Raw genomic sequence first — 25902 nt, forward strand, 5'->3', positions numbered from 1 at the left:
TTATTTTCACTGCTCTTCATTCTTAATAAAAAGTAAATGTTGTAAAGCACCTTGATAAGCAGGATTTTTACTTAGTATCTTATTAAATATCTCTGTTGCTTTTTGATAATCTGTTAGACCAATATAAGCTAGACCCATTAGATACTCGCAATAAATTTGATTTTTCAAAGATAGATCTTCTTTAAAAACAACCGTTGCTGGCAAGGATACTGCAAAATAATCGTAGGCTACTTCATCATAAAAATGCTTTTCACCATAAGAGAGTAGCTTATGGAAACAAGTTCTGGCCTCCTTTTCCTCCCCTATTTTTTGATGAGCCAACCCTTTATACAGGATTAAATCTGCTGGCTGATCATTGTAGTACATCACACTTTCTGGCTGGTTGCCCCCTTTCGTAGCTAATTGATAATGTTCATTGGCTTTGGTCTGTAATCCTAATCCTTCATAATTTTGACCAAGGTAGAAATGAACAAAATTGTCATGATAGTTGGCTAATTTCCCTTCACCAAGATTACGTGGTCTGTCTAGAGCCGCTAACAAATACTTGTTGGCTGTCTCTAAATCTTCTGTTTGTCGAGCCAATTGAACGAGACTATAAACATATTGTGCAGAAACCTTTCCTTCCCCACCTTCCCAAGGGTGAAACTGTCGATTTTGGATACAAGATAGTGCTTTTTGATAATCTCCATCATTATTTAATAAAGTAATATATTCAACATACAAATCGTCTCTTACCAGAACCGTCTGAAGATGTTTTTCTAGGAAAGTCCGTCTTTCTCGGATAGAAAGCCCTTTTTTCGCTTTTAATAGGTCGAATTCTAGTAGAAGGCGTGCATCCTTGTTGTCTTTAGAAAAGGCATTAGTCATCTTGTCTAACGCACCATCTAAATCATTCCTTTGGTTAAAGTAAGCAAACGCTAAATTCCGATAGACCGTGGGGAATTCAGGGATTTGATGGACGCTTTCTTCCCACAATTCTATCGCTTCTTCATACCTGCGTTTATCATAAAATAAGTTCCCTAAATAGTACTTGGCAAAACCTGTCTCTTCTGGGAACAACTCAATTAACTTAACTAGCACCATTTGTTCACTCAGTTTATTAGGGAAACAGTAATCAGAAGGCACTTTTTCTGCCAATTGAACCTGTGTTCTAGCTTGCTCATTTTCTCCATTACGATGATACAGATACGCAATAAAGTAGTGAATCATTGGTGCCTCATTTGGAAATGCTTGTAAAATCTGTAGGGCACTATCGATATCTCCAAACTGTATATAGTCAACAGCCAATTCTAGATAATTATTTAGGCTCCCACGCATCACTTTTTCCCAAGGCTCTTTACGACCCGTTAAAAGAAACTCTTCAAAATGGGTTGCCAAGTCTAAATAATCAATCGCGTAATTCCTTTTTATCAATGCTTCAACTTTTTTTCCAAGTTTTCTGCTGAGCACTAGTTGTAACCCTCTAGCTTTCATGCTGTGTGCATTTTTGACTAGTGCTTTTTCGATAAACGCTAAAGCTGAATTGTAATTCCCGTTTTGTGCTTCAATACATGCTAATTGATAAAAGCTAGCAGCCTGTGTATCATCACTCCACGTTGCTTTATAAAATGAATCAAAGCTCTCTGAACGTTGGCCTGCACTTAACTGAGCGAGTCCTAAATTAAATAACGGTTCGCCATAATAAGGATTTGGAGACTTCCATGTTTGTTTAGCTACAGCTCTCTTTAAAAATTCAATGCTCTCTTTAAATAAACCACGCTTGTATAAAGAAACCCCATACCCATTATTTAAACGAATATCCGAAGCATCTCGATTTAAGCCTTCCAAATAATAATCCTCGGCGTCTAGTGTAGCATGTCGATATTGTTCTATGTGAGTGGCAGCTAAATACAATTCTTCTGTCGACTTTAAGTCTTTTGGTAAAGCTAAACTTTCCGCTGGATCTGGTAATTCAGGAATCGTTTGTTTTTCTCCCTGATAAGCTACTAGAATTTCTCCTTCTTTACTGACCACTGCAACTTTTACTCGTTCATCAATTGTTTCAATTGATGAGGTGACAGTAAATGTTTGAAAATCAATCGGAGACATTTGGAATTTTTCTGAAAAAATAATTTGATCATCAACTGAGAGATGGATGGAAACATCTGCCATTTTTTGCGTTCCATAACAAGTAAGTACGAGCTGATTGTCTTCTATTTCAATATTTAATGCTGCTTTTATGGTTGCATTTTTTACTCTCCCAACGCCCTTATAAGGCATAAAATATTGTGTAAATGTTTTTTCTTCATAAGGTTTTAACCATGTGAAATCTGGCTGATTATCCGTGAATACTCCTGTCATCAACTCAATATACGGACCATCTTCATCCGTTAAATTTTGATCCCAGGATTGACCAAAGTCACCATTTCCCCATGTCCATTGTTTTTTTCCCGGAGAAATATGATGATCCGCTACATGGAGTAAGCCCGCTTTTTTTTGTTCATCGTAATTACCAATAAAATCATAATCTGAATGGTAAGCCATATAAGAAGTCGGTACCTCCACATTTTTATATCTTGAAATATCAATTCCTTCTGAGTAATCATACTTGTAATACGTGCCCGTAGCGATTGGAAAACTTGAAACTGCCCGTTTTCCGTGATCCATTACTGCATGCACATCTGGTGGAAACACCGAATACGTATGATCATTTACAGGAACTGCAGGATTGGCCCACCATAAAAATGTTTGAGGGGTATCCGTTCGATTGTATAACTTCCCTGTAATTTCAATATATGCTTTGTCAGGATACAAAGTAAATCCCGCCATACCTTTTGTCCCATACATCTGATCAATTTCACTTACATACACCGTTTTACTGCCATCTTCATTATCTACTAGTTTGTACTCAGTTGGCATATACGTACTCGGTCTATGATGTTGTGGCCAGTTGAACTCAATCCCTCCTGAAATCCACGGTCCCACTAAACCAACTAACGCGGGCTTGATTACATGGTTATAATAGACAAAATCGTATTGGTTGGTTTTATCATATGCTCGCTGAATTCGTCCCCCTAATTCTGGTAAAATCATTACCTTCAAATAGGCGTTCTCAATGAAAACTGCATTATATTCTACACCCTCTTTATCATCCATTATTTTTTCTGTAATCGGCAACGGATAAACCTTGCCGCTACTTCCCTGATAGACCCTCTTTTCAAAAAATAACGGATTCTTATCTGGAACTGCCGTTTTATAAGTAGGTATGATTATTTTTTCTTCCCACATGTTCACATTTGTTTCGTTCATCATTCTTCTCCTTTACGTTTCATGCCCTTATATTAAACGCTTTCAGACAATTGGTGAATTGACTTTCCTATTTATTCATGGACTATCTTACTTTTTTGTGAGAAAATTAAAAAGAGGTGAAGCAAATGGATATTAGAAAACGTGAAGGCTTTTCAGGGGAACGACATATAATTGTTCTTCCCACAAGTCGTTATCAAACAATCATCGCAAACTTACCCATCAAAGAAACTTATGTAACAAAAATTGGTTTCTTTCCAAATGCAAAATATCATTATGCTGAACGTTCTTTAGGTGCACAAGAGAATATTTTACTCATTTGTTTGGACGGTGCAGGAACAGTCGAGTTAAATAATGAGGAATCCTACCGGATAAAAGAAAATGAAGCACTTTGCATTCCTAGAAATACCCCTCATCGCTACTTTGCAGATAAATTAGCCCCATGGACTGTTATGTGGATTCATTTTTATACACCAAACACGAAGCTATTCACACAAGATGAAGTAAAAATAATCCCGGTTTTTGGTGCTGACCGTATGCGCCGGATTCAGCATAATTTTTCAGAACTTCTTGAACTAGCTGATCAAGAGGTCTCTTTACCGAACCTACTTAGCAGCGCGAATTATTTACTACTGATTTTGACAGATGTTTTTTTAGCCAAAGAGGAAGTTATCGATAAACAAAACATTTTATTGCAGAAATGCGTCGATTACATGAATCAGAATTACCAGCAGGAGTTAAGTTTAGCTGACCTAGCACGCGTAAGCAATGTCTCTCCTAGTTATTTAAGCGCCATTTTCAAAAAATATACTGAAAAATCGCCCATCGATTTTCTAATTCATATTCGAATAGAAAAAGCCTGTATGTATCTCAAAATGACGGACCTAAAACTCTACCAAATCTCCGATAAGGTTGGTTATCAAGACTCGTTCTATTTCTCTCGATTATTCAAAAAGAATACGGGAAAATCTCCAAAAAAATATCGGGAAGAAATGAACAATATCAATCCATTTCCTTTAAATTAGTCTGGGTGTAAAATAAAAAAACTAACCATAATAGCCACGCGAGATTTAAGATACACACATCGCTGACTTATGATTAGTTTTTTTCTATTTAAGTTATTTATTTCTCTGCCTAAACCTCTTCTATCTTCGCTTTTTGTTGATTGATTTCTTTAAATTTTTGCATATCAAATTTTGGCGTACGATCATAATAATATAAACCATTTTTTTCTTGTTCGACATCATATAGCTGTGTATAACAGAAGCCAAAGATCTTCGGATGGTTTAATAAGACCTCTGTTAACCCACGATATCGCTCAAAAAATTCTTCTTCTGTCTTTGGTTCTTCTCCGTAACCCCAAGAATCTCCAGATTGTTCGGTCGGATCCCACTTAATTCCACCATATTCGCTAACGCAAAATGGTTCGCCATTATATTGCTGACGTGCGTCATGTTCATCCCAGAAAACACCATTCTTTTGTTTTTCTCCAGTAAAGTGCTCTGTAAATACTTGCACATCTTGTGCGTAATCATGCACATCATAGATATCTGTAATCACATGATAATTGCCGCTCGTGTCAATACACGGTCTCGTTTTATCCATACCTTTAGTTGTATGATAAATCATCTCTAATAACTCAGGCTTTTGGCGTCGGTTTTCATAATCCCAAGATTCATTAAACGGACACCATGTGATGATTGCCGGATGATTAAAATCTCGTGCTACAAGACTCGTCCACTCTGGTAGAAAATCAGCCATTGCTGAATACGAAGAAATATCTAAGCCCCAGTTAGCCATCTCTCCCCAAACCATGTAACCTGCCTTGTCACAATGATATAAAAATCGTGGTTCAAAGGCTTTTTCATGTAATCTTGCTCCATTAAACCCTGCATCCAAACTAAGCTGAATATCTCTTTTTAACATCTCGTCATCTGTTGCTGTATAGATACCTTCTGGATAAAATCCCTGATCTAACACGAATCGTTGAAATACGGGTTGCCCATTTAATAAGAATTTGTTGTCTTCTAATACGACTTCTCTAAGACCAAAATAACTTTTTACAACGTCTTCTCCATAAGTTAAGACAACATCATACAAACGTCCGCAACCAACCTCCCACAAATGTATTTCTGAAAGTGCAATTGTTAGAAAACCGTGGGAAGAAATGACTGAATTCGTCTCGCCACAAAGAGCTCCTTCATAATAGACTGCCGCCTTTAATTCGTCACGTCCACTAACTGTCGCTTCAATTGTTACGCTCCCCTCGGATACATTTGGATAAAATTTTGCTTCTTGAATCGAAACTTTTGGTAAAAATTCTAACCAAACTGTCTGCCAAATACCCGTTGTTCGTGTATAATCGCATCCATGAGAATAATATAAGCTACTCTGCTTTCCTTTTGCTTGTCGACCTGTTCGATTATCATCTTCTACATACACCGTCAACGTGTTTTCGCCAACCGTTACAAATGTCGAAATGTCAAATGAAAACGATGAATATCCACCTAGATGTGTCCCAACTAACTGACCATTTATAAAAACTTGACTTGAATAATCGACGGCGCCAAAATGTAAACGAATTTCGCCTTGTAGCTGTTCTTTGGAAATTTGGATCGTTCGTTTGTACCACACAGCAGGCATAAAGTCTGTATATTCAATCCCACTTAATTTACTTTCCGGACAAAACGGTACCAAAATCTCTTGATCAAATGACGCCTTTGTTTGCCAACCTCTTTCTAGTCCAGTTTTCCCAAAGTCAAAGGCAAACGCCCAGGTGCCATTTAGATTTTCCCAATTCTTTCTTTGCCATTGAGGCTGTGGATGTTCTTGTCTTGGTATGTTGTTCATTACTTTCCCTCCATTCACTCTTTACATTTATAGTATACAGTCATATAATTTTAGTTTAAGAGAGAATCCGACTAAAAAAGTGAGGAATACACGCATGAAAGAAATTCTTTACGGCTTTTTACCTGAGCAATTTGAGTTCCCCGAGATTTTTCGAATTGAACTTGCTGGTATTACTTACCCATTTGCTGAATATCGTGTAGAACGTGAACATTCTCAAATCTATAGTATCGAATATGTATTAGCAGGAACGGGTGAAATACAAATTGACGGCAAAGCTTATTCTCCAGAAGCAGGCGATACCTATATTCTCCCAAAAAATCATCATCATCATTATTGGTCGAATAAACAGGAGCCTCTTCATAAGATTTGGATAAATGTCTCTGGAACCCTTTGTGATCATTTATTTGAGGTCTATCATTTGCAGCAACAGTATTTACTAAAATCAATTACCAGTAAAGAAAACTTGGAGTCACTGATTAAAATCTGTCAGGACTATCGTCTCACACCAAAGATGCGTTCAGAAAAAACGTCACGTTTATTCTATCAATTGATTGCAGATATTCATCAACAGGTACGACCAGAAGAAAACAATCCGATTCCGGAACCCATCCAAAAAGCCAAATCTATTTTGGATAATCATCTGCATACAACGCTTTCAATTTCTGAGCTTGCGGCACAAGTCAATCTTTCCGCTTCTCAACTAACCCGTCTATTCAAAGCAACGTTTCAACAAACACCCTATGATTATTTTCTAACAAAAAAGATGGAGATGGCCCGGATTCTTTTGATTGAAACTCGTTTATCCATACAGGAAATTTCAGACCGATTGTCTTTCAGTGATGAGCACTACTTTTCGACACTATTCAAACAAAAAATGAAACAAACCCCTAGCAGCTTAAGAAAATAAAAATAGAATGTATCTAGTAATCACAAAAAAACACGAGAGGCGATTACTCACCGAATCTCGTGTTAATTATATATAAAAATTTGATACCCTTCGCACACTCTTCCAATTAGGACTCACAACAACAACGTGAGTAATTTTTGAATAGTCCATGAATAACCTCGCCCATCTGGAGTAATATTTTTTTTGTCAGCTGTAAGAGCCAGGGGGTTAAAAACACGAGTAGCGCTACTAATGAACAGGCGAAAAAGAAATTAATCCATAAAAATGTTTGCAGCCCTAGTAAGGAAGTTGCAACCACTAAAAATGGTGAGATAATCACAAAACCGTAGCTCAACCACACTGCGTTTAAGAATAGATAAATCAATAAGATACGAATGATTTCTATACTACTATCAAATAAATATATCCCCATTTTTTTCATTTATACTCCCCCAATGTTTAGCCAATTCTTTGTATCCTCAGTATAACAAAAGTCTCACAAACTTGACTCGGCCTAAAGTCTGAAGTTTCCCTATTCATTCAAACCAAACAAAGCTGTCTTAGTCCCAACCTAGACTGGAGTTAACGTTACTAGTGGGATTCCTTGATTCGTATATCCATTTTGGCGAAGTGTGTCAGTGAATTAAAGAGGTAGAGACATCATTTGTAAATTTCTGTCCCAACCTCTTTCCTGAGTCTTTATATTATTAAATGCTAAAATTTTCCAACAAAACTTACGCGTTCTTTCCTGGTTCAGAAGCAATAATGTCTAAATCACCAAACAGTGTCCATTCTTTAATGTCACTTGGGAAAATACAGCTAGCTCCTTTTGTTAATGGATATTCTTTTCCATCAACAACGAGTTGTCCTTCTCCAGAAATAACGGTCATCAACGTATATGGTGCTTGTTTTTTCACTTGTAATTTCCCAGCAACTTGCCATTCATAGACATTAAAAAATTCCGTTTCTAAATAAGTGATGATTGATGAAGCACCTTGGCGAACTTCTTTCATTTGAACCTCTGGAACGCTTGCAGGAACAGTCGTCACATCAATCGATTGTTGAATATGCAATTCACGGGTGTTGCCTTGATCATCTTTACGATCGTAGTCATATACGCGGTAAGTTGTATCCGAGCTTTGTTGTGTTTCCAAAATTAGAATCCCTTTACCGATAGCATGAATCGTACCACTTGGAACATAGAAGAAATCGCCTTTTTTAACGGGTACGCGACGTAATAAATCATCCCAACGACCCTCATGAATCATTTCTGCTAGCTCTTCACGAGTTTTGGCATGGTGTCCGTAAATGATCTCTGCACCAGGTTCTGCATCGATAATGTACCAACATTCTGTTTTCCCTAGCTCACCTTCATGTTTTAAGCCATATTCATCATCAGGATGGACTTGAACAGACAATTCATCCTCGGCATCCAAAATTTTGGTTAATAGTGGAAACACAGGACCCTCTGGATGACCAAATAATTCTTTGTGTGTATCCCAAAGGTCATTTAATTTTTGTCCTTTAAATTCCCCATTCTCAACAATACTAACGCCGTGTGGATGCGCGCTAATTGCCCAATCCTCACCAATTTTGTCATTAGGAATATCAAAGCCAAAAACTGTTTTAAGACGACTGCCTCCCCAAATTTTTTCTTGGAAAACAGGTTTTAAAAATAATGGTTCTTGCATAGTAGAAAACTCCTCTCAATTCATTCTCTGTTATTATATCACTATTTTTTCTTTAGTGTCTTCTCTTTCAGATAAATTGACAGAATTTCATCGCGAATCTTGAGATATTCTGCACGATGGTCAACCGGATGTACCCGATTAGATAAAAAGAGAAATGCTTCACCCATTTTGATATCCAGTAGCATAAAGGTTCCTGTGTAGCCAGTATGAAACAAGAGTGGGTGTTCATCGGTCAAATCCGCCTTTAAATCCCAACCCAGTGATCTGTGTCCCGTTCCTAAAGGTGTTTTATCATTTAACAAATCTAAAATAGTTGCTTCTTGTAAAAATTGTCCGGTAGGTACTTTGCCTAATTGAAGATACATCGTGGCAAACTGAATCAAATCATTAATGTTCGTAAACAAGCCTGCATTCCCTGCATGTTCTGCGAGAACACGCGCTTTCGGATCATGCGTAACACCATGTAATACTTCCCCACTTGCTAATTGTTCAGTCGGTACGATTCTTGTTGACGGTCGTGGTAGGAACAAGCTTTGCATCATATTTAGGGGGCTCAGCACTTCATCTTGAAAAATGTCAATTGCTTCTCCCCAGTAGATTTCCTCTAACATAAACCCTAATAAAATTGTTCCGGCATCTGTATATTTCACCTGTTCCCCAAGATTTTCGCCTGCTTTAAGAGTCAAATAAGCCCGCTTCAATTCTTCCTGATTCAGTTGATCACGATTTTCAATCCAAGTGGTAATATCTGACGTGTGTGTTAACAAATGACGAATCGTAATACGCTCATCTTCAAATGCCAGCAAATAGCGTTTCAAGGGGGCATCCAACTCAATCTTACCATCCTCAAGTAACTTTAAAACGACACTCGTAGTACAAATAACTTTGGTTAGTGAAGCGACATCAAATAGCGCCTCTTCTTCCATTGGATACACCTCTGGAATCAAGCGCGCATTACCTATCACATGGATTTCTTCAATGAGTCCACTTGTTTCTTCAATATCCTTGTCTGACTGTTTGTCTGAATCACGCGCAATAAAAGCAAACACAGCACCGGCAAAGGCACCTTCCTTTTGTTTGTCGCGAATAATTTGTTGCGTTTGAGGGTACATCTTTGTGCCTCCTATCAAAAATTAGAGGTTGGGACAGTAGCGTTTCACTCCGAGAACCGGGTAGGTACTGTGCAACATCAACTCATGCTTCGTTGTGTTTTACAGCACCGGGTAGGTACTGTGCAACATCAACTCATGCTTCGTTGTGTTTTACAGCAATAAGAACCTTCAACTCTAGCATGTCTCATGCGTAGAAGTTGTTGAGAGCGGAACGCAGTCCACCAATTCTAAAGGTGTTCCATCTTTAGAAATTGATGGGGCGGAGTGAAGACCTTCAACTCTAGCATGTCCCATGCGTAGAAGTTGTTGAGAGCGGAACAACGTGAAGATGGAGTTGCTTCTGTGCCCACCGTTTATTGTGATAATAGGAGCATGGGACAGAACTTTTTGAGTTATGTCCCATGCTCCTATTCCATTCTATTTGTTCAAATAATCAATCGTCACTTATTTTCTGACGAACCACCATTCAATTCCAGCAGCGTCATAAATCGTCAAAATTGATTTTTTCTTATCAATGAAAAAGTCTTGTTTTAGTGCAACTAAATGCTCTTCAATCATTGTCATACTTTCTTCACTCACATGGAATTTCAGAAAGTCTAACCCAAGCACAGAGTCCGTTGGCAAATCAATCGTGCCACCTGTCGCTTCATTTAATCCAACATGAAATTCACCTTCATGTAAAACTAAAATGCCATTGTTTTCATTCTTCACATCTAGTCCTAAAATATCACCTAAGAATTCACGTTGACTTTCTAAATTACTGACATTCAAATGAACACGATCAAACCTTGAACCCGCAGCCAATACAGCCGTCACTTCATCTGCTTTCTTTAATAGGCTTTCTTCATCTAAAGGTTCAGCATGTTCAACAGCAACTGGTTGATCCGCTACGTAATAGATACCCAATTCGTTCCCTTCAGGATCCTCCATCAAAATACCTAAACGTCCTTCGTCTTCAAGTGCTCCTGAAATTGGATAATCGGCTTTTCGAATACGAGACAAAACATTCGCCATTTCCGCTTCACTTGGAACCGTTAATGATAATCTGTGTAGTTTCTTAATTTCCCCAGTATGCTCAGCGGCTCTTGGACTTTCCTCCAAAAGAAGCACCTCACTGCCAGCTTCTTCTGTCCCCATAATCGCTAGTTCATTTTCTTCACCCTTTAATGCAAAACCGATTACTTCTTTATAAAAACGAATCATCGCATCGCGGTCTTTAATACGGATGGCAACGCTCTTCAAATAAGTTGTTTTTTCAAAACCAAAATCACTCATTTTTCTTTTTCCCCCTCTATGTCAAATTTTATTGTACTCATCATCTTGGATTCTCGCAAGTGTTATCCTTAAACAAAATAGAAAAAAACACGTATTCTGCAAAAAAATGGGGCATTTTTACAGACTACGTGTCTTATTTCATCTTTTTTTCAATTGATTACGCGACATCTTCTGAAAATTGACTATTGTATAAGTCAGCATAGAAGCCATTTTTAGCCATCAATTCATCATGATTTCCTGTTTCCACAATTGATCCATGGTTCATCACGATAATATTGTCGGCATCTCTAATCGTTGAAAGTCTGTGCGCCACAACAAAGCTTGTTCTATTTTCCAATAAACGATTCATCGCACGTTGAATTAATACTTCTGTTCGTGTATCGACACTTGAAGTTGCTTCATCCAAGATTAAAACATCTGGATTGGCTAAGAAAGCACGGGCAATTGTAATTAACTGGCGTTGGCCTTGAGAAATGTTACTAGCGTCTTCATTTAAGACCGTATCATATCCTTCTGGTAACTTACGCACAAAATCATCTACGTGTGCGGCTTTGGCTGCCCGAACAATTTGTTCTTTTGTCGCAGTCTCATTTCCGTATTTGATGTTGTCATAAATCGACCCTGTAAATAACCATGTATCTTGAAGAACCATTGAGAAATGCGCACGTAATTCATCACGACTTAAGTCACGCGTATCTTTTCCTTCATATTTGATACTTCCCCCACTGACATCATAGAAACGTTCCAAGAGGTTAATTAGGGTTGTTTTCCCAGCTCCTGTTGGCCCTACGATAGCAACCATTTCACCAGGCTTGACATCTAAAGTAAAGTCCTCCATCAGTAATTGATCTTTCGAATAACCAAATTGAACATGATCAAATTGAACTTTATAAGGGGTATTTTCAACTAGAGGAATTCCAGAAGCTGTATCACTCATCTCTTCTTCATCTAATACTTCAAAGACACGTTCGGCAGAAGCAACTGTTGATTGAATGGTATTCATCAAACTAGCAATTTGTGTGATTGGTTGCGAAAATTGACTCGTATATTGTAAGAAGGCTTGTACATCCCCTAGACTCATATTTCCGTTAGCGACTTTGACCCCACCTAGAACAGCGACAAATACGTAGCCCAAGTTCTTAACAAAGTTCATCAAAGGCATAATCATCGCTGAAATAAATTGCGCTTTCCAACCTGATTCATAGAGTTTTTCATTTTCTACTTCAAAGGCATCTTGATTGGCCTCTTCATGGTTAAAACTTTTAACCACCATGTGCCCACCGTAACTCTCCTCTACTTGGTCATTCAAAAGCCCCAAACTTTTTTGTTGATTCGCAAAGTAAGTTTGTGATTTTGGTGCAACAATCATAACTACGACCAAACTCAAAGGAACCGTCGCCAATGCAATTAATGTTAACTGTGGAGAAATTGAAAGCATCATGCATAAGACACCCACAAAAGTTACAACACTTGTAATCAACTGTGTTAAATTTTGCTGTAGCGTCCCTGCGATATTATCCATATCATTAATCGCACGCGACATAATGTCCCCGTTACTGTGTGTATCATAGTAAGCAATTGGGACTTTATTCATCTTCTCTTCAAGCTCCCGTCGCATTGAATAAACAGTCCGTTGTGAAACACGCGTCATAATGAACTGTTGTAAGAAGTTAAAGAGTGCCGAAACTAAATACATCGCAATAACTGTTAAGAGGATTTCTCCCACTTTATCAAAATCAATTGGGAAACTAGAGATTTTTTGGCCGGCTTTCATTTGAGCCACGCCCTTCATAACCCCACTGAAAATCTCAGTGGTTGCTTTCCCTAAAATTTTGGGTGTTTGAATCTGGAAGATAACCGCAGCAATTGCTAATACTAACACAGCAAGGATGGCATAAATTTTATTCGACATGTATTGAAATAAACGTCTGATTGTGCCCCAGAAATTCTTGGCTTTTGGTCCCTTAGCCCCAATGTTACGGCCTGGGCCTCCACCCATTGGTCTAGCAGGCTGCGTGTGTTTGTCTTTACTCATTTGGTCCATCCTCCTCTCTAATTTGAGAACGAACAATTTCTTGATAAGTTTCGTTGTTCGCCATTAATTCTTCATGTGTTCCTTTACCCACAAGTTTTCCTTCATCTAATACCAAAATTGTATCAGCATCCATCACTGTACTTACTCGTTGTGCAACTAAAACAACAATCGCGTCTTGCACATCTGATTTTAATGCGGCACGTAATTTCGCATCCGTCTTAAAGTCTAACGCTGAGAATGAATCATCAAAGATATAGACATCCGCTTGTTTCACTAAAGAGCGAGCAATGGCCAGACGTTGGCGTTGTCCACCAGAGAAGTTACCTCCACCTTGCTCAACATAACTATCTAAGCCCTGTTCCATCTCAGAAACAAACTCCTTAGCTTGAGCAATCTCTAACGCTTTCCAGATTTCTTCATCCGTTGCATTAGGTGCTCCATATTGCATATTTTCACGAATGGTTCCCATAAATAGAACGGCTTTTTGTGGGACTACACCTAAGGCTTCTCGTAAATTAGCTTGAGTAACATTGGCATTACTTAACCCATTGATCAAAATCGAGCCACTCTCAATATCATAAAACCGCGGAATTAAGTTGACCAAGGTTGTTTTACCCGAACCGGTTCCACCGATAATTGCCACCACTTCTCCCGATTTAGCAGAAAAATCAATATCCTCAAGAGCTAAGTTTTCTGCTCCATGATACCGATAATTAACATGATCAAAAACAAGAGTGGCCTCTTTTCCTTTAAGAGAAAGCTTCTCAGGTTTTGGCACATCAATGATATCTGGATCAAGTTCTAACACCTCATTAATCCGGTCAGCTGAAGCTTGTGCACGAGGAACCATAACAAAAATCATCGCCAACATCATAAAACTCATTAGTATTTGCATTGCATACGTCATAAAGGCGATTAAATTACCGACTTCTAGTGTCATCTCAGAAATATAATGTCCACCAAACCAAGTAATTGCAATGTTGGTTCCACTCATAATTAACGTCATCAACGGAATCATTAACGAAACAATCGTATTTACCTTGATGGCTGTCTGCGTGTAATCTTTATTGGCCTCATCAAACCGTTTTTCTTCATAGTTTGTTTTTCCAAATGCCCGAATCACGCGGACACCTGTTAGACCTTCACGAAAAACTAAGTTCAAGCGGTCCGTTTTCTTTTGCATACTTTTAAATAACGGTACCGCAAAATACATGATCCCACCGACCAAAACGGCCATAATTGGTAGGACATATAAGAAAATTTGTGTGAGTTTTGGATCCTTGCTGTAGGCAAGAAAACTAGCGCCAATTAATGTAATCGGTGCATTAATCATCATTCGCAAAAACATTTGTGTCACCATTTGAATTTGTGTCACGTCATTTGTAGTTCGAGTGATTAATGAAGCTGTCCCAAATTTATCAAATTGATTATTTGATAAATGTTCGACCTTACTATAGACATCGCTTCTCAACTCACGACCTAGTTTTTGTGATTCTCTTGTAGCAAAGAAGGTATTCCCAATGGCTGCAATAATACTGATAATTGAAAAACCAATCATGACAAATCCTGTTTGCCAAATGTAATCGATATCGCCCTTTGCTACCCCTTTATCGATGATATTGGAAGTTAATGTTGGCAGATATAAATCGGCTAATACTTGAACAATCATAAAAATTACGGCCATGATTGCTGAAACTAATGAAACACGCTTGATTATTTTTACCATTTACTTACCTTCTTTCTGTCGCATCGCACCATCACGAAGCCAACCAATTTTTAACTGAAAATCTTGAACGACTAAATCCGTTGAATACTCTGGATCTTTAGCCAAATGTTTGTACCCATTTACAACCGTGGAAAAGCCTGCATGCATCATTAATTGAATCAATAAATCGAACTCCCGAGCATCCTTTACCCGAAGCAAATCCATATTAATCATCTCAACTAACTGGTGATGTGCTGCCTCCTTTTCCTCCTCTTTAGGACACTGTTTCTCTTTCCTCATTTTAGCGAAATCAACAATCATTCGTTTGGATGCACGATAATCCATGTTCATAAATAGATGACGATAAAAAGAAGAATTTTCACCAATTAACGTCTCTCGAATAATTTTCGAGAAATAATTCTCAAAGCCTTGAAACAAATCCCCATTTGCTTTTTTTACGGCCTCTTCCATCTCTTTTTTGCTATCTTGTCGTAATAAGTCAAAGTAATAGAAATAAAGGTCTTCTTTATTTTCAAAATACTGATAAAAGCTCCTCCTTGGAATTTCTGCAAGCTTCACAATGTTGGCAATAGAAGCTTCATTTAAAGGAGCCCTCGAGAACTCAATACGTGCAGCTTCCAACAATCGTTCTTGTTTCTCAGCAGGTAAATGAAAAAAAGTATGAGTTGGCATAATATCCTCCTATCTTTATCTATTTCGCTATAATGACACTCCGTCATATGACACCTTGTCATTATAGCACCTTGGGGCAAAAAATCAAGGAGTTTACATGATATTTTCATAAGAAATTTTAACCCTTGTATTTTGGTAGGAAATGGCGGTTAACCAACGATTCTCTCCACTATCACATAAAAAAAGAAACCGACCATTTCACAAATTGATTTAGAAAATATATTGTCAAAAAAGTGACAGAATACTCTCTAAATCCTAGGTATATGATATTTTATAAATCCTCGAGTCAAAAAACTTGCCAACAGTTACTTACTTTTAGTAAACTAGTGAAGGTTAAAAAATCAAATTTAAAGGAGATTTATTTTTATGTCAAAATTATTAGTTGTTAAAGCTCATCCATTATCTGCTGAGGAATCTCGTTCAGTGAAGACATTGGAGACTTTTTTAGCCTCTTACAAAGAGACTAACCCTACCGATGAAGTAACTGTATTAGATTTATACAATGACTTTATCCCAGAAATTGACAAAGATATATTAACAGGATGGAATGCTTTACGCTCTGGAATTGCCTTTGAAGACTTAACAGCCGAGCAACAAAAGAAAATTGCTCGCTTTAATGAGCTTACTGAACAATTTTTAGCGACTGATAAGGTTGTTATCGCGAATGCTATGTGGAATCTAAATGTTCCAACTCGTTTAAAAGCTTGGATTGACACAATTAACGTAGCTGGAAAAACATTCCGTTATACAGAAGAAGGACCAAAACCTTTAGTTGAAGGTAAAAAGGCGTTACACATCCAATCAAATGGTGGGTTTTATGAAGCACAAGACGCTTCTTCACAATATGTGAAAGGAATCTTAAACTTCATCGGTGTGGACCAAGTAGAACAAGTATTCATCGAGGGAATTGACCACTTCCCGGATCGCGCGGAAGAATTATTAGGTACTGCCTTAACAACAGCAACCGAATTAGGAAAAACTTTCTAATTCCGACTCACCGTTTATTCAGAGACTAAAAGCCAGGGACATAACTCAAAAAGTTATGCTCCTGGCTCTTCTTTTCATTTAAAAGTGAAAGATGTCAGATCTTTTTTAGTAAGAGAGAAGCGATTGTAGCGCACAAAACAGCCTCAAACAATTTCTTCTTTCCCATTTAGATTTGCTTATTCCAACTTATCTCCAGCAGAATTCTCATAATTAGCAAAAATAGTAGGTAAAATACAATCACTAAGTAAGCTTGCAAATTCATTTTTATCAAGTATGAAACGATCAATAATATCAGAGAAACGCATCCAGTAACCAGCCACACCTTCCCAAAGTAGCGATTTGAAAATTGAATATATTCTTTTTTTCTGTCTTTTCGAAAAAGAATAGAAATATCTTTCCACGCAAGATTTGGAGTAAACAGTGAAAGACTACCAAAAAAACCAATAAGTGTAAAACCCAATAATACAAACTGTGTCTGATTCATTTTTCATTCCTCCTCAGATAAATTATATTATGCTGAAACGATTAACTCAAATAAAGACGCAAGTAAATGCATCTATAGTATGAATTTAAAGCAGTGAAGTTAAGGTAATTCACCCGATTTCCTCAGTCTAAAGAAAACCCCTAAATAAAACAAAAAGAGTTGCATCATTAAACCTAGCTAATAGATGCAACTCTCATTTCATTCAATTTGACTTAACCTGGATCTTGTTCTTCTGCATGTTCTTCTTCATAAAGATTAGAAACGTCTTTGTACCACTCAAAGATATGCGTAATGATTACTTTAGCTGCCGCGTAGACAGGAATTCCTAACATTACTCCAACGATGCCAAACAATTTACCTGAAGTAAGTAGGACTAAAAGAATCGTCACCGGATGAATAGATAATTGGCTTCCTAGAACTAATGGCGAAATAAAACGTCCTTCAATCGTTTGTTCAATAACAAACAACACCAGCACCTTGACTAACATCACAGGTCCCGCAACCAAACCTAAGAAAATCGCTGGAACCATCGCCAAAAATGAACCTAGATAAGGAATTAAGTTTAAGAAGCCTGCTGCGATTCCTAAGGTTACGGCATAATCCAAGCCAATAACCCAGAAACCGATGATAAACATCACAGCTACTGCGAAGGCCACCGTCAGCTGACCACGAATATAAGAAGAAACTTGGTCGTTCATCTCTTTTAGAACCTTCAATGTTGGTTTGCGCATTTTTGTTGGCATAAATTTTACGAAATAAGGAGCCAACTGCTTCCCATCTTTTAATAAGTAGAACAAAATGAACGGCATCGTGATGACTGCAACTAAAATAGTTGCTACTGCTCCAACAAAGTTTCCAACACCTTGAACAGTAACTTTAGATACGCTTTGAATAATCTCACCTAAAGAACTCGTCAAACGATTGGTAACTTGTTCCGCTTGATCTTTAAACTGGGCTAACCAAGGACTACTTAAAATCTCATCCATCTTAGTGTTCATTGTGTCTAAATAACTCGGTAAATTGGTGGTGAAGCTTACAATCTGATCTTGAATTTGTGGGATAATCACAACCATTCCCCAGACAATTAAACCGACAACTAAAATAAACAGGGCAATAATCGTATAAATTCGATTGATCCCACGCTTCTCGAAATAATCAACTACTGGATTCATTAAATAATAGAGAATCCCTGCCAATACAATCGGTAATCCGACAATCGCTAAGAACTGTCCTACTGGCTCAAGCAGATACGATACTTTGGTAAACAATAAGACAATCAGCAATACTAATAAAATGACTAATAACGAAGTAACTGCTTGATTATTTAAAAACCACTTCCAAAACCAGGACAATGGTCGCTGTTGTTGTTTTTTTTCTTCTTGCATTCCTACCTCCTACAGATAAACAATTTCAGTATTTTTTTTAAACGCCGGAATCACATGAGGCGTTAAATAAACACCATTCACAATTTGATTTTCTTCTGGAACCTCATCAAAAACCAATGTCAGGTGACCAATCGCTTGTAAATTTTGATTCGCTGTATTGCCTACGTATTGAATAGTATACTCAGCCCCATCAAAAAGAATCTTCCCAGAAATTTTCAAATCAGTCGGTGTTTCCTCTCTGATTTTTTGAATAACCGAATATTTTCTTAAGGCAGGTGTTGCTGTTTCACCAAACAAAATCACGATTGGTTCACTCTCGCTCAATGCTTGACTGCCAATTTCACTTACAATTGCTTTCATTTCCAACATCGCTCCTCATTTTTTAAATGATATAAATATTATAACATACTCAGTTTTTTTAAAAACCCATGAACAACTTTCTATGGTAAAATATAAAGGAAACTAAAGAATTGGAGGCTATACTAAATGTTAGAAAATCTATTATTAGGAACCTATACTCGTCGTGTCAGTGAAGGAGTCTACTCTATCACTTTGGATACAGAAAAAGGTGAATTGCAGAATCTTGCTTTAGCAACAAAAGAAGACAGCCCAACTTATGTAACAAGAAGTCAGGCTAAGAGAGTCTACACGATTACTTCTATCGATGGAAAAGGTGGCGCTAGTGCTTATACGCCTGAGTTTGAATTTTTAAATGCGGTCACAGAAGAAGGCGCTCCCTTATGTTATGTGGCGGTTGATGAAACGCGTCAACTTCTTTATGGTGCAAACTATCATAAAGGTGAGGTTAATGTGTATCGCATTTTAGAAAACGGCTCAATTGAAGCTTCTGATAGTGTTTATCACGTGGAAGCTACTGGCCCTCATGCCAATCAAGATAAACCTCACGTTCATTATACAGATTTAACACCAGATAACCGCTTGGCTGTCTGCGATCTTGGAACAGATGGCGTCTACACATATGATGTCTCTGAAGACGGTAAACTGACAAAAGTTGCTATTTACCAAGCAGAACCTGGAACCGGCCCTCGTCATTTAGCTTTCCATCCAAATGGCAAAATAGCTTACTTATTTGGCGAATTAGACAGCACTGTTACGGTTTTAGCCTATGACGCAACAAATGGTACGTTTACCAAACTTCAAAAGCTTTCGACATTACCAGAAGACTTTGCCGAGTTTAATGGAGGCGCTGCGATTCGTGTATCAACTGATGGTCGTTTCCTTTATGCTTCTAATCGTGGGCATAACTCAATCGCGGTCTACGAAATTAATGAAGAAGGACAAGAAATTTCATTGATTCAACTTATCTCGACGGAAGGCGACTTTCCTCGTGACTTTAACTTGAACCCGTCTAATGAATTCCTTGTCTGCGCAAACCAAAACACAGATAATCTAACTCTTTACCGTAGAAATGCAAAAAACGGCAAACTTGAGATGATTCAAAAAGATATCTTCGCTCCTGAATGTGTCTGCGTTTATTTTGAAAAATAAAACTTAAAAATGGATAAAAGCCATCAATTAACTGAGGTGCGGTTGTTTGGACTCGCACCTCAGTTTTTTGTATCCCACATGGAAATTCGTTTTTATGTAGTTATTATTTTTCTTCTCTTCCATCTTTGATTATACTTAGCCTAAGGAGGGAGATTTCTATGTTAAAAAAAGAACCAAGCCAACAGTTAGTCAGTGACCTATCGAATCTATACAACAAATGTTTACCCGTGTATGAACTGGTAACAAGCAGACACTATGATGAGACACGTGTCCTGCTCAACATGAGCGAACTATTTACGATGTATAATGTATCTAAGCTTTTTTATGGGGTTCATCCTGAGATTCAAAAAAAAGAAATTGAAGCCTTTTATCTCTCTTTTGATGAATTTTATTCCGAATTAAAATTAGTTATCTTCCATGAAGATGATGCAACAGGTAAACTGTATAACAAACTCTCTACGATGAAAGAACTGTTTGAAGAGTTGACTGCGTCTAACAATGTCTTATAATGGAAGGTAAAGAGATAGAGAGGTGTTTTCATGGATCAACAAGCTGTTTTAGAACGCTTGAAAGAAGAACTCAATCTACCGTTCTTTAACGGAACGATTGAAGAAAAGATGTATACCGAGGAAGAATATCAACAAATCAAGAAAGACCTACTTCAATATTTTGATGACTACGTCCGAAATGTTGAAAATTAATTTAGCGAAACTAAGTCATTGGTTCGAACAGCCGATTACTTAGTTTTTTGTTTAGATTTAATATTAAATAACAAATAATATTCTCCCCTTCTTCGTAAGCCGAATGATAAAAAGGTTCGTTTAATAAAAATCATCTTGTTTTTTTATGAGAATATACAAAAAAACCATCGGGTGGTTAAGCCGATGGAAAAAGGAGTAATTACTCTTAGAAAGAGTAAAAATGAAAAATAAAAAGGTTGTTTTTGGTTATGAATTAATCATACTTCATTTTTATTCAATTGTCTAAACAAAACCTTCTATTTTAAATTAAATAACTCTCATTTTGTTATAAACTATTTTTTCAATAGTAAATTAGTCATTCTTTGGATTGAAAAGGCAATTTCATCTGTTGAAATATCTTGTTTTTCTTCAGCAGCATCAAAAGCTGCTTTATCAATTTCCTCTGAACGAATACTTTGTAACATCTCTTCGCAGCCTGCTACATAATTCAGATAAGACCTTTCAAACTTCTTATGGATACCCATTACCATCGCTGGCGGACGAAGTGTACTAATTTTTTTTGACATTTCACGATATTTATCTGTACCCTCTTCAAATAGTACACGAATATCAGCTAATTCCTCTTGAGATAGGCTATCTGTTTTCTTTTCATCCAAAGCTGTCCGAATTTTTTCATAGCTCGGATTCATTTCTTCTCCTATTTTTTCTGTGTCAGTCACAATATCATTAATCGTTTGTACATAAAATCCTAAATTTGGTCGCAAAAAAATCCCTACTTTCTATCATACTATCTCTATTTTATACTGTTTTTCCTCCATCTGACAAGCTTACAATAAAAATATTCATTATTCTGTTAGAAATCAGCCGAGAAGTGAGGAATTATCTATAATATAGGATAAAAAATATTAAACAGAGTTAGCTTCGCTCCAAAGACTTGATGCCACGATACCAAAGAGCCTATTAACTAAACTTTAGCTGCACGCGTTCGATAGTTGGTACCATCAGATAAGTAAGATAGAATGTTTGATCAGAAAGATGTTGAAACTGCAGTCTTGTTAAGTAACGATCCAAAACGCCATACAAGAAGGTTACCTTTTTTTGGCTATTCGGTGCAACGGTTGAATCAAGCTGCTCCCCGTTCAGCTCGGTTGTCGCAATGAGATCCACGCCATTCGTGTAGTTATTATTCATTGTCAACATCGCGTTAGTTAAGCTAAATTTTTCAGCTTCAATAGTTGATTTATTTTTAATAACTATATCTACAGCAACCAGATATTCCTCTAATCCTATTTCTTTTACATGATTATATGAAGATGGCACCTTTTTTTTCACTTCGTCAGGAGATAACAATGTGGATTTTTCGATAACAAACGATAGATTATTTGTTTTTGGAACAGATAGTTCTTTTTTCATTTGATGGATAGTTTCAACAGGTGTCGAGTATTTTGAGTTAACCCTCACGACAAGAAATGTCCAAAAACAGATTATCATCATCCCAATCAACAAAAAGAATAGGATCAGCCCTTTAGTTTTTATTTGCATTATGCTTGCCCTCGTTCTGCTGTGTAATGATCTTCCCAGCCTTCATCTCAATAATTTCATCTGACAGAAAATCCAATTCCTCTTTATCATGTGAGGCGACAATGATAAGTGCTCCTTCATTCTTTCTAAGTGTCAACAAATCCAATACCTTTTTTGAAGATTCTTCGTCTAAAGCGTTTATCGGTTCATCTAATAAAATAAGTTTCGGACTTTCCATGAGTGCACTAATAATCCCTATCTTTTGTTTCATACCAAGAGAGTAATGTTTAACTTTCTTTTTATCCCGCCAGTCCAAATCAAAGTAAGTCATTAAGTCCATAATCACTTGGTCTTCAATTTCATTCTTGATAGAAGCCAAATTTTTCAAGTTTTTAAACCCTGAATAAGACTGAATAAAGCCTGGGTTCTCAATTAATATTCCAACACTTTCAGGAAACGAGAAATCTTTTCCTAACTCCTTTTTATCAATCATTATTCTTCCATTCGTTGGGAATATCAAGCCACATAGTAATCGTAATAGCATAGTTTTTCCTGCACCATTCTTCCCTCTGAGGCCGTAAATTCGGCCACTCTCAAAGGACAATGAGATATTTGTTAAGATGGGGGTCTGCTTTATAACCTTCGACACTTCTTCAACACTAATTTCCATACGTGCTTCCTTCTTTCTGTTAATTTAGATAATCCCAATGCTCCACTTTTTTCATTCCTACAATAAATAAACCGATGAATGAACAGATAATCATTAACAGGCCAACACCGTTTGACACCCCCTCACCCGCAGCTATCCTCGTCTTCAATAACATCAAATAATTCCCTAAAAATAACGGTGAGGTAAAGAAAGTGGAAAGAATCAAATAACCAATACATAGGAGATAGCTGATACTTGCATAAAAAAAATACATGAGTGTCACTTCCAAAAGTCCCACAACAAAACAAACAAGGAGTGGAAAAACAATTGCTTGAATAAAAAAATAAGTTCCTGACACTGGTATGTGACGATGTAAAAATATATGAAGAAATTGTTTCGTGGGTTCTATGGAAAGATTGCCACCCATAACGAAGGTACACAGTGTAGCTGTTAAGACTATTAAACAAAAATGACCTATTATTGTACTACAAGTTAGCTGTACTTGATAACACCAGTAGGTCACTCGTTTTTTCAAAACGAAAAGCATCCAATAATCATATGTGCTAGAAAAAGATAAGGAAATCCTAAGTAAAACAAACAATAAATAGATATATAAGCTTACCCACAACAGCGGGAGCTTAAATACCTGCGAAGGATCGAATGCAGTTATTGGATTGATTCCAAGTGAAATATAACCTAAAATATCTCCTAGAGAAAACTCTGATGCTGTTGATTCTTTAAAAAAGAATAGAAAACACATAAAAGTCAAAAGTGAGGTACCTATATAATACGGAACATGCCGTAATTGTTGATGGGCAGTTAAATGATTAATCTTCTTTCCCATAAAACTCCTTTCTAGTAACAACCCTCGAATTAGAGATACCGAAACTAGCCATAAAAATTAGAATAATTTCAGCAATCAAATTTAAGGATAGATGTTTTAGGTCATTCATTTCACCATAGTTTAGAAATGTACTGGAAAATACTGGTAGAAATGACATCCCCGAGAATAATAGTACGCTTAAAAGTGAAAATACCAATTTCTCACTCAGCCAATAGATAAATAAAGAGGCAATGCTCAATAAAATAACTTTCAACCAAAGATCCACCATTACGATTATTAAAACAAAAGGAAAACTAGTTTCTACTGTAATTCCGATTTGATAAAATGAATAGCTTGTTACCGAGGTCCAATTGATAGACTCTGTTACAAATGGTTGTGTAAGAAAATAAGCTATTCCAACAGATAGGGCGATCCAGATAAGACTGATAATTCTTACCCACCTCATTTGCTTTGACCAAATTTTTTGTCTTTTTATCTGGGCAACAATCAACTGTGGATGAAAATCATGAATAATTAATAGAGAAAAAATTAACAAATAAGGAACGGTGACTACTAACACAAGTATATAGGGTTGTTCTAGTAGGAGGAAACTATCCGCCAATGAAAACTCAATTAAACTGTGTTGTGCATGATTAATATAAAAATAGATAGTTCCACCTTCACCTAGAACCAAAAAAAGAATAGTCACTAAAATAATCCAAATAAATTGTTGTGACCTATGCAGATAATAGGACATTGACAAATGGCTCGAATTCATGAATGCAGCTCCCCTTTTATCCCTATCAATAGATACGTAGCACCCGAAGAAATCCCTAATACAGCCATTTCTATAAGCAACCACAAAATAGAGATTTTCGCTTGATCAGGATACAAAAATTTTTGTGGACTCAAGTACGAGCAATCAAACAAATCTAAGAGCATGGTTATGAATACTAGGCATAAGAAGGGCAATGTTAGAATAATAAACGAGTAGTCTGAAACAAAAGTAACCAATAAACAAAGAGTTGCATAAATCCCTGAAAAAATAAAAATGAATTGCCAAAATATACTTAAGTAGACGAACGGATGAGAATAAAACATGCCAGACAATGTACTATTCCCTAACACACCAAAGTGAGAGCTTTCTGGAAATGGCTTAGTCGCAGGAAAAATAGTTAACATCACTAAAAAGTTACTTATCAAGGGCAGAATAACTGCCAATCCACCTGAAATAAAAGTTGCTACCCATTTAGCAACATAATAGTTTTTTCTCTTTGTTCTTACAAAAATAGCTTTCACGTAACCATCTCGCTCGTCCGATCGATAGGAACTACCAAAAGGAAGCGCTGCTAACAAAGGTAAAATCAAGAAGAATAAAAATCCGTGAACGAGCATGCTATCCCCACCAATCCACGCTCCCCAAAGATAGTCTGGTGCTGTCATAAAATTTTTTCCTGTTAAAGAATATAAATCGAGCGTATTACCTACCTTTAGATACATTGGTATTTGAGAAAGGCAGATGAATAGACCTATTAACAGAGCAGCCAGCATCTTTTTATTAAGTAGCGCACGTGATAACTCAATTTGCATCATTTTTTTCATGCCATTCATCCTTAATAGTCAACTTTATTTTTTTTAGCAATTCAGGTTCACTAGTCACATTAGTTGTTAAATCTGGCAATATATAGACATTATTCTTTATTTCGTTATATTCTTTTTCAGTCAATATATATCCTATATAAATAGTTTTTTCTTCTCCCGATGTAAAAGAAACATGGAAACTATCATAATTTGAAGCATCAAGTGTTGTATCCGTGACTGAGATGTCCGTCAAACTAAATAGCTCCCCTTCTTTTATCGTATGAAGACTAATATTGGATAAAGGGAAGACATAGGTGTCTGTTCCCGTATATTTGATTGATAACCCTACCTCTAGATACAGATGATTATCTAAGAAGGTATTATTCTCATCCACTGCCACATTGTTTTCAACATAGTCAACTGGATTAACTTTGTTCAAATGATTCAGCTTCTTTGAGACCTTAGCTGATAATACTTTAAATTCACAATTTTCGTTTGTTACTGTTTGACCTTGCCTGACCGTTTTTGTCTTATCCTTTTTTGTCTCTACAGAATTATTTGGTGGTGTTCTTTTAACAATTTTTGAGAAATCCGAACCAGATGTAGGAAAAATATCTGATTTAGAAATTAACAAGCCTAACAGACAAACAACAAGAATGCAAAATATGAGGCCTGTTATAATATTCTTCTTCACATAAGAACCTCCTAGAAATCTTAAAATTACAAAACT

At 36.8% G+C, this 25902-nt stretch carries 25 protein-coding genes; 6 read left to right on the forward strand and 19 right to left on the reverse strand.

Annotated elements, in window-relative coordinates; all coding sequences use genetic code 11:
* Positions 1 to 6 precede the first annotated feature (6 nt).
* Positions 7 to 3288 (reverse strand): DUF5107 domain-containing protein, encoded by a 3282-nt coding sequence (locus IGI37_RS13500; protein WP_438762532.1) that lies wholly within the window; start codon positions 3286 to 3288, stop codon positions 7 to 9.
* A 125-nt stretch (positions 3289 to 3413) separates the two neighbouring features.
* Here IGI37_RS13500 and IGI37_RS13505 point away from each other — a divergent pair, with 125 nt between their 5' ends.
* A complete protein-coding gene (locus tag IGI37_RS13505) occupies positions 3414 to 4310 on the forward strand; it encodes an AraC family transcriptional regulator (RefSeq protein WP_438762534.1) in 897 nt (298 codons plus the stop codon).
* A gap of 109 nt (positions 4311 to 4419) precedes the next feature.
* Here the strand turns inward: IGI37_RS13505 and IGI37_RS13510 are convergent, their stop codons facing one another.
* Positions 4420 to 6135 carry a glycoside hydrolase family 2 protein gene (locus tag IGI37_RS13510; protein WP_438762536.1) on the reverse strand — a complete coding sequence of 572 codons (1716 nt, stop codon included), beginning with the start codon at positions 6133 to 6135 and terminating at the stop codon, positions 4420 to 4422.
* 94 nt (positions 6136 to 6229) lie between these two features.
* On the opposite strand from IGI37_RS13510, the gene IGI37_RS13515 reads away from it, so the two are divergent.
* The gene (locus tag IGI37_RS13515) at positions 6230 to 7042 is read left to right on the forward strand and encodes an AraC family transcriptional regulator (RefSeq protein WP_438762538.1); all 813 of its coding nucleotides are present in this window, start codon (positions 6230 to 6232) and stop codon (positions 7040 to 7042) included.
* 106 nt (positions 7043 to 7148) lie between these two features.
* Here IGI37_RS13515 and IGI37_RS13520 read toward each other — a convergent pair whose 3' ends face one another.
* The 7 genes from IGI37_RS13520 to IGI37_RS13550 all read right to left on the reverse strand — a co-directional run bounded on the left by IGI37_RS13520 (position 7149) and on the right by IGI37_RS13550 (position 15532).
* Positions 7149 to 7463 (reverse strand): hypothetical protein, encoded by a 315-nt coding sequence (locus IGI37_RS13520; RefSeq protein ID WP_438762540.1) that lies wholly within the window; start codon positions 7461 to 7463, stop codon positions 7149 to 7151.
* 292 nt (positions 7464 to 7755) lie between these two features.
* On the reverse strand, positions 7756 to 8712 hold the full coding sequence (manA, locus tag IGI37_RS13525) for a mannose-6-phosphate isomerase, class I (RefSeq protein ID WP_438762542.1): 957 nt from the start codon (positions 8710 to 8712) through the stop codon (positions 7756 to 7758).
* 41 nt (positions 8713 to 8753) lie between these two features.
* Positions 8754 to 9824, reverse strand: coding sequence for a serine hydrolase domain-containing protein (locus tag IGI37_RS13530; RefSeq protein WP_438762544.1), 1071 nt, complete (start codon positions 9822 to 9824; stop codon positions 8754 to 8756).
* Between the two features lie 444 nt (positions 9825 to 10268).
* Positions 10269 to 11099 carry a VOC family protein gene (locus tag IGI37_RS13535; protein ID WP_438762545.1) on the reverse strand — a complete coding sequence of 277 codons (831 nt, stop codon included), beginning with the start codon at positions 11097 to 11099 and terminating at the stop codon, positions 10269 to 10271.
* A 157-nt stretch (positions 11100 to 11256) separates the two neighbouring features.
* Positions 11257 to 13134, reverse strand: a complete 1878-nt coding sequence (locus IGI37_RS13540) for an ABC transporter ATP-binding protein (RefSeq protein ID WP_438762546.1) — start codon at positions 13132 to 13134, stop codon at positions 11257 to 11259.
* Positions 13127 to 14860 (reverse strand): ABC transporter ATP-binding protein, encoded by a 1734-nt coding sequence (locus IGI37_RS13545; protein ID WP_438762547.1) that lies wholly within the window; start codon positions 14858 to 14860, stop codon positions 13127 to 13129. Before IGI37_RS13545 ends, IGI37_RS13540 begins: the two co-directional genes overlap by 8 nt.
* Positions 14861 to 15532 carry a TetR family transcriptional regulator gene (locus IGI37_RS13550; protein WP_438762548.1) on the reverse strand — a complete coding sequence of 224 codons (672 nt, stop codon included), beginning with the start codon at positions 15530 to 15532 and terminating at the stop codon, positions 14861 to 14863.
* A 366-nt stretch (positions 15533 to 15898) separates the two neighbouring features.
* Between IGI37_RS13550 and IGI37_RS13555 the strand changes: the two genes are divergently transcribed.
* Positions 15899 to 16519 carry an NAD(P)H-dependent oxidoreductase gene (locus IGI37_RS13555; protein ID WP_438762549.1) on the forward strand — a complete coding sequence of 207 codons (621 nt, stop codon included), beginning with the start codon at positions 15899 to 15901 and terminating at the stop codon, positions 16517 to 16519.
* 166 nt (positions 16520 to 16685) lie between these two features.
* Here IGI37_RS13555 and IGI37_RS13560 read toward each other — a convergent pair whose 3' ends face one another.
* The 3 genes from IGI37_RS13560 to IGI37_RS13570 all read right to left on the reverse strand — a co-directional run bounded on the left by IGI37_RS13560 (position 16686) and on the right by IGI37_RS13570 (position 18748).
* A complete protein-coding gene (locus tag IGI37_RS13560) occupies positions 16686 to 17003 on the reverse strand; it encodes a hypothetical protein (RefSeq protein WP_438762550.1) in 318 nt (105 codons plus the stop codon).
* A gap of 212 nt (positions 17004 to 17215) precedes the next feature.
* Positions 17216 to 18388: an AI-2E family transporter gene (locus tag IGI37_RS13565; RefSeq protein WP_438762551.1), complete on the reverse strand. Its 1173-nt coding sequence runs from the start codon at positions 18386 to 18388 to the stop codon at positions 17216 to 17218.
* A 9-nt stretch (positions 18389 to 18397) separates the two neighbouring features.
* Complete coding sequence (locus IGI37_RS13570) at positions 18398 to 18748, reverse strand: PTS glucitol/sorbitol transporter subunit IIA (protein ID WP_438762553.1); 351 nt, start codon at positions 18746 to 18748, stop codon at positions 18398 to 18400.
* A gap of 126 nt (positions 18749 to 18874) precedes the next feature.
* Between IGI37_RS13570 and IGI37_RS13575 the strand changes: the two genes are divergently transcribed.
* The 3 genes from IGI37_RS13575 (at position 18875) to IGI37_RS13585 (ending at position 20598) form a co-directional block, all read left to right on the forward strand.
* Positions 18875 to 19897 carry a lactonase family protein gene (locus IGI37_RS13575; protein WP_438762555.1) on the forward strand — a complete coding sequence of 341 codons (1023 nt, stop codon included), beginning with the start codon at positions 18875 to 18877 and terminating at the stop codon, positions 19895 to 19897.
* 158 nt (positions 19898 to 20055) lie between these two features.
* The gene (locus IGI37_RS13580; protein WP_438762556.1) at positions 20056 to 20406 is read left to right on the forward strand and encodes a hypothetical protein; all 351 of its coding nucleotides are present in this window, start codon (positions 20056 to 20058) and stop codon (positions 20404 to 20406) included.
* A 30-nt stretch (positions 20407 to 20436) separates the two neighbouring features.
* Positions 20437 to 20598 carry a hypothetical protein gene (locus IGI37_RS13585; RefSeq protein ID WP_438762558.1) on the forward strand — a complete coding sequence of 54 codons (162 nt, stop codon included), beginning with the start codon at positions 20437 to 20439 and terminating at the stop codon, positions 20596 to 20598.
* A 332-nt stretch (positions 20599 to 20930) separates the two neighbouring features.
* Here the strand turns inward: IGI37_RS13585 and IGI37_RS13590 are convergent, their stop codons facing one another.
* From IGI37_RS13590 to IGI37_RS13620, 7 genes are all read right to left on the reverse strand, one after another.
* On the reverse strand, positions 20931 to 21362 hold the full coding sequence (locus IGI37_RS13590) for a hypothetical protein (protein ID WP_438762560.1): 432 nt from the start codon (positions 21360 to 21362) through the stop codon (positions 20931 to 20933).
* Between the two features lie 196 nt (positions 21363 to 21558).
* Complete coding sequence (locus tag IGI37_RS13595; protein ID WP_438762562.1) at positions 21559 to 22140, reverse strand: hypothetical protein; 582 nt, start codon at positions 22138 to 22140, stop codon at positions 21559 to 21561.
* Complete coding sequence (locus IGI37_RS13600; protein ID WP_438762563.1) at positions 22124 to 22789, reverse strand: ABC transporter ATP-binding protein; 666 nt, start codon at positions 22787 to 22789, stop codon at positions 22124 to 22126. The genes IGI37_RS13595 and IGI37_RS13600 overlap by 17 nt, the downstream gene beginning before the upstream one ends.
* A 19-nt stretch (positions 22790 to 22808) precedes the next feature.
* Entirely contained in the window at positions 22809 to 23612 is an 804-nt protein-coding gene (locus IGI37_RS13605) for a hypothetical protein (RefSeq protein WP_438762565.1), read from the reverse strand.
* Positions 23596 to 24369: a hypothetical protein gene (locus tag IGI37_RS13610; protein ID WP_438762567.1), complete on the reverse strand. Its 774-nt coding sequence runs from the start codon at positions 24367 to 24369 to the stop codon at positions 23596 to 23598. Before IGI37_RS13610 ends, IGI37_RS13605 begins: the two co-directional genes overlap by 17 nt.
* A complete protein-coding gene (locus tag IGI37_RS13615; protein ID WP_438762569.1) occupies positions 24366 to 25193 on the reverse strand; it encodes a hypothetical protein in 828 nt (275 codons plus the stop codon). Before IGI37_RS13615 ends, IGI37_RS13610 begins: the two co-directional genes overlap by 4 nt.
* Positions 25171 to 25866: a hypothetical protein gene (locus IGI37_RS13620; RefSeq protein ID WP_438762571.1), complete on the reverse strand. Its 696-nt coding sequence runs from the start codon at positions 25864 to 25866 to the stop codon at positions 25171 to 25173. Before IGI37_RS13620 ends, IGI37_RS13615 begins: the two co-directional genes overlap by 23 nt.
* Between the last annotated feature and the right edge of the window lie 36 nt (positions 25867 to 25902).

Source organism: Enterococcus sp. AZ194 (assembly GCF_051713825.1).
Lineage (GTDB): Bacteria > Bacillota > Bacilli > Lactobacillales > Enterococcaceae > Enterococcus_K.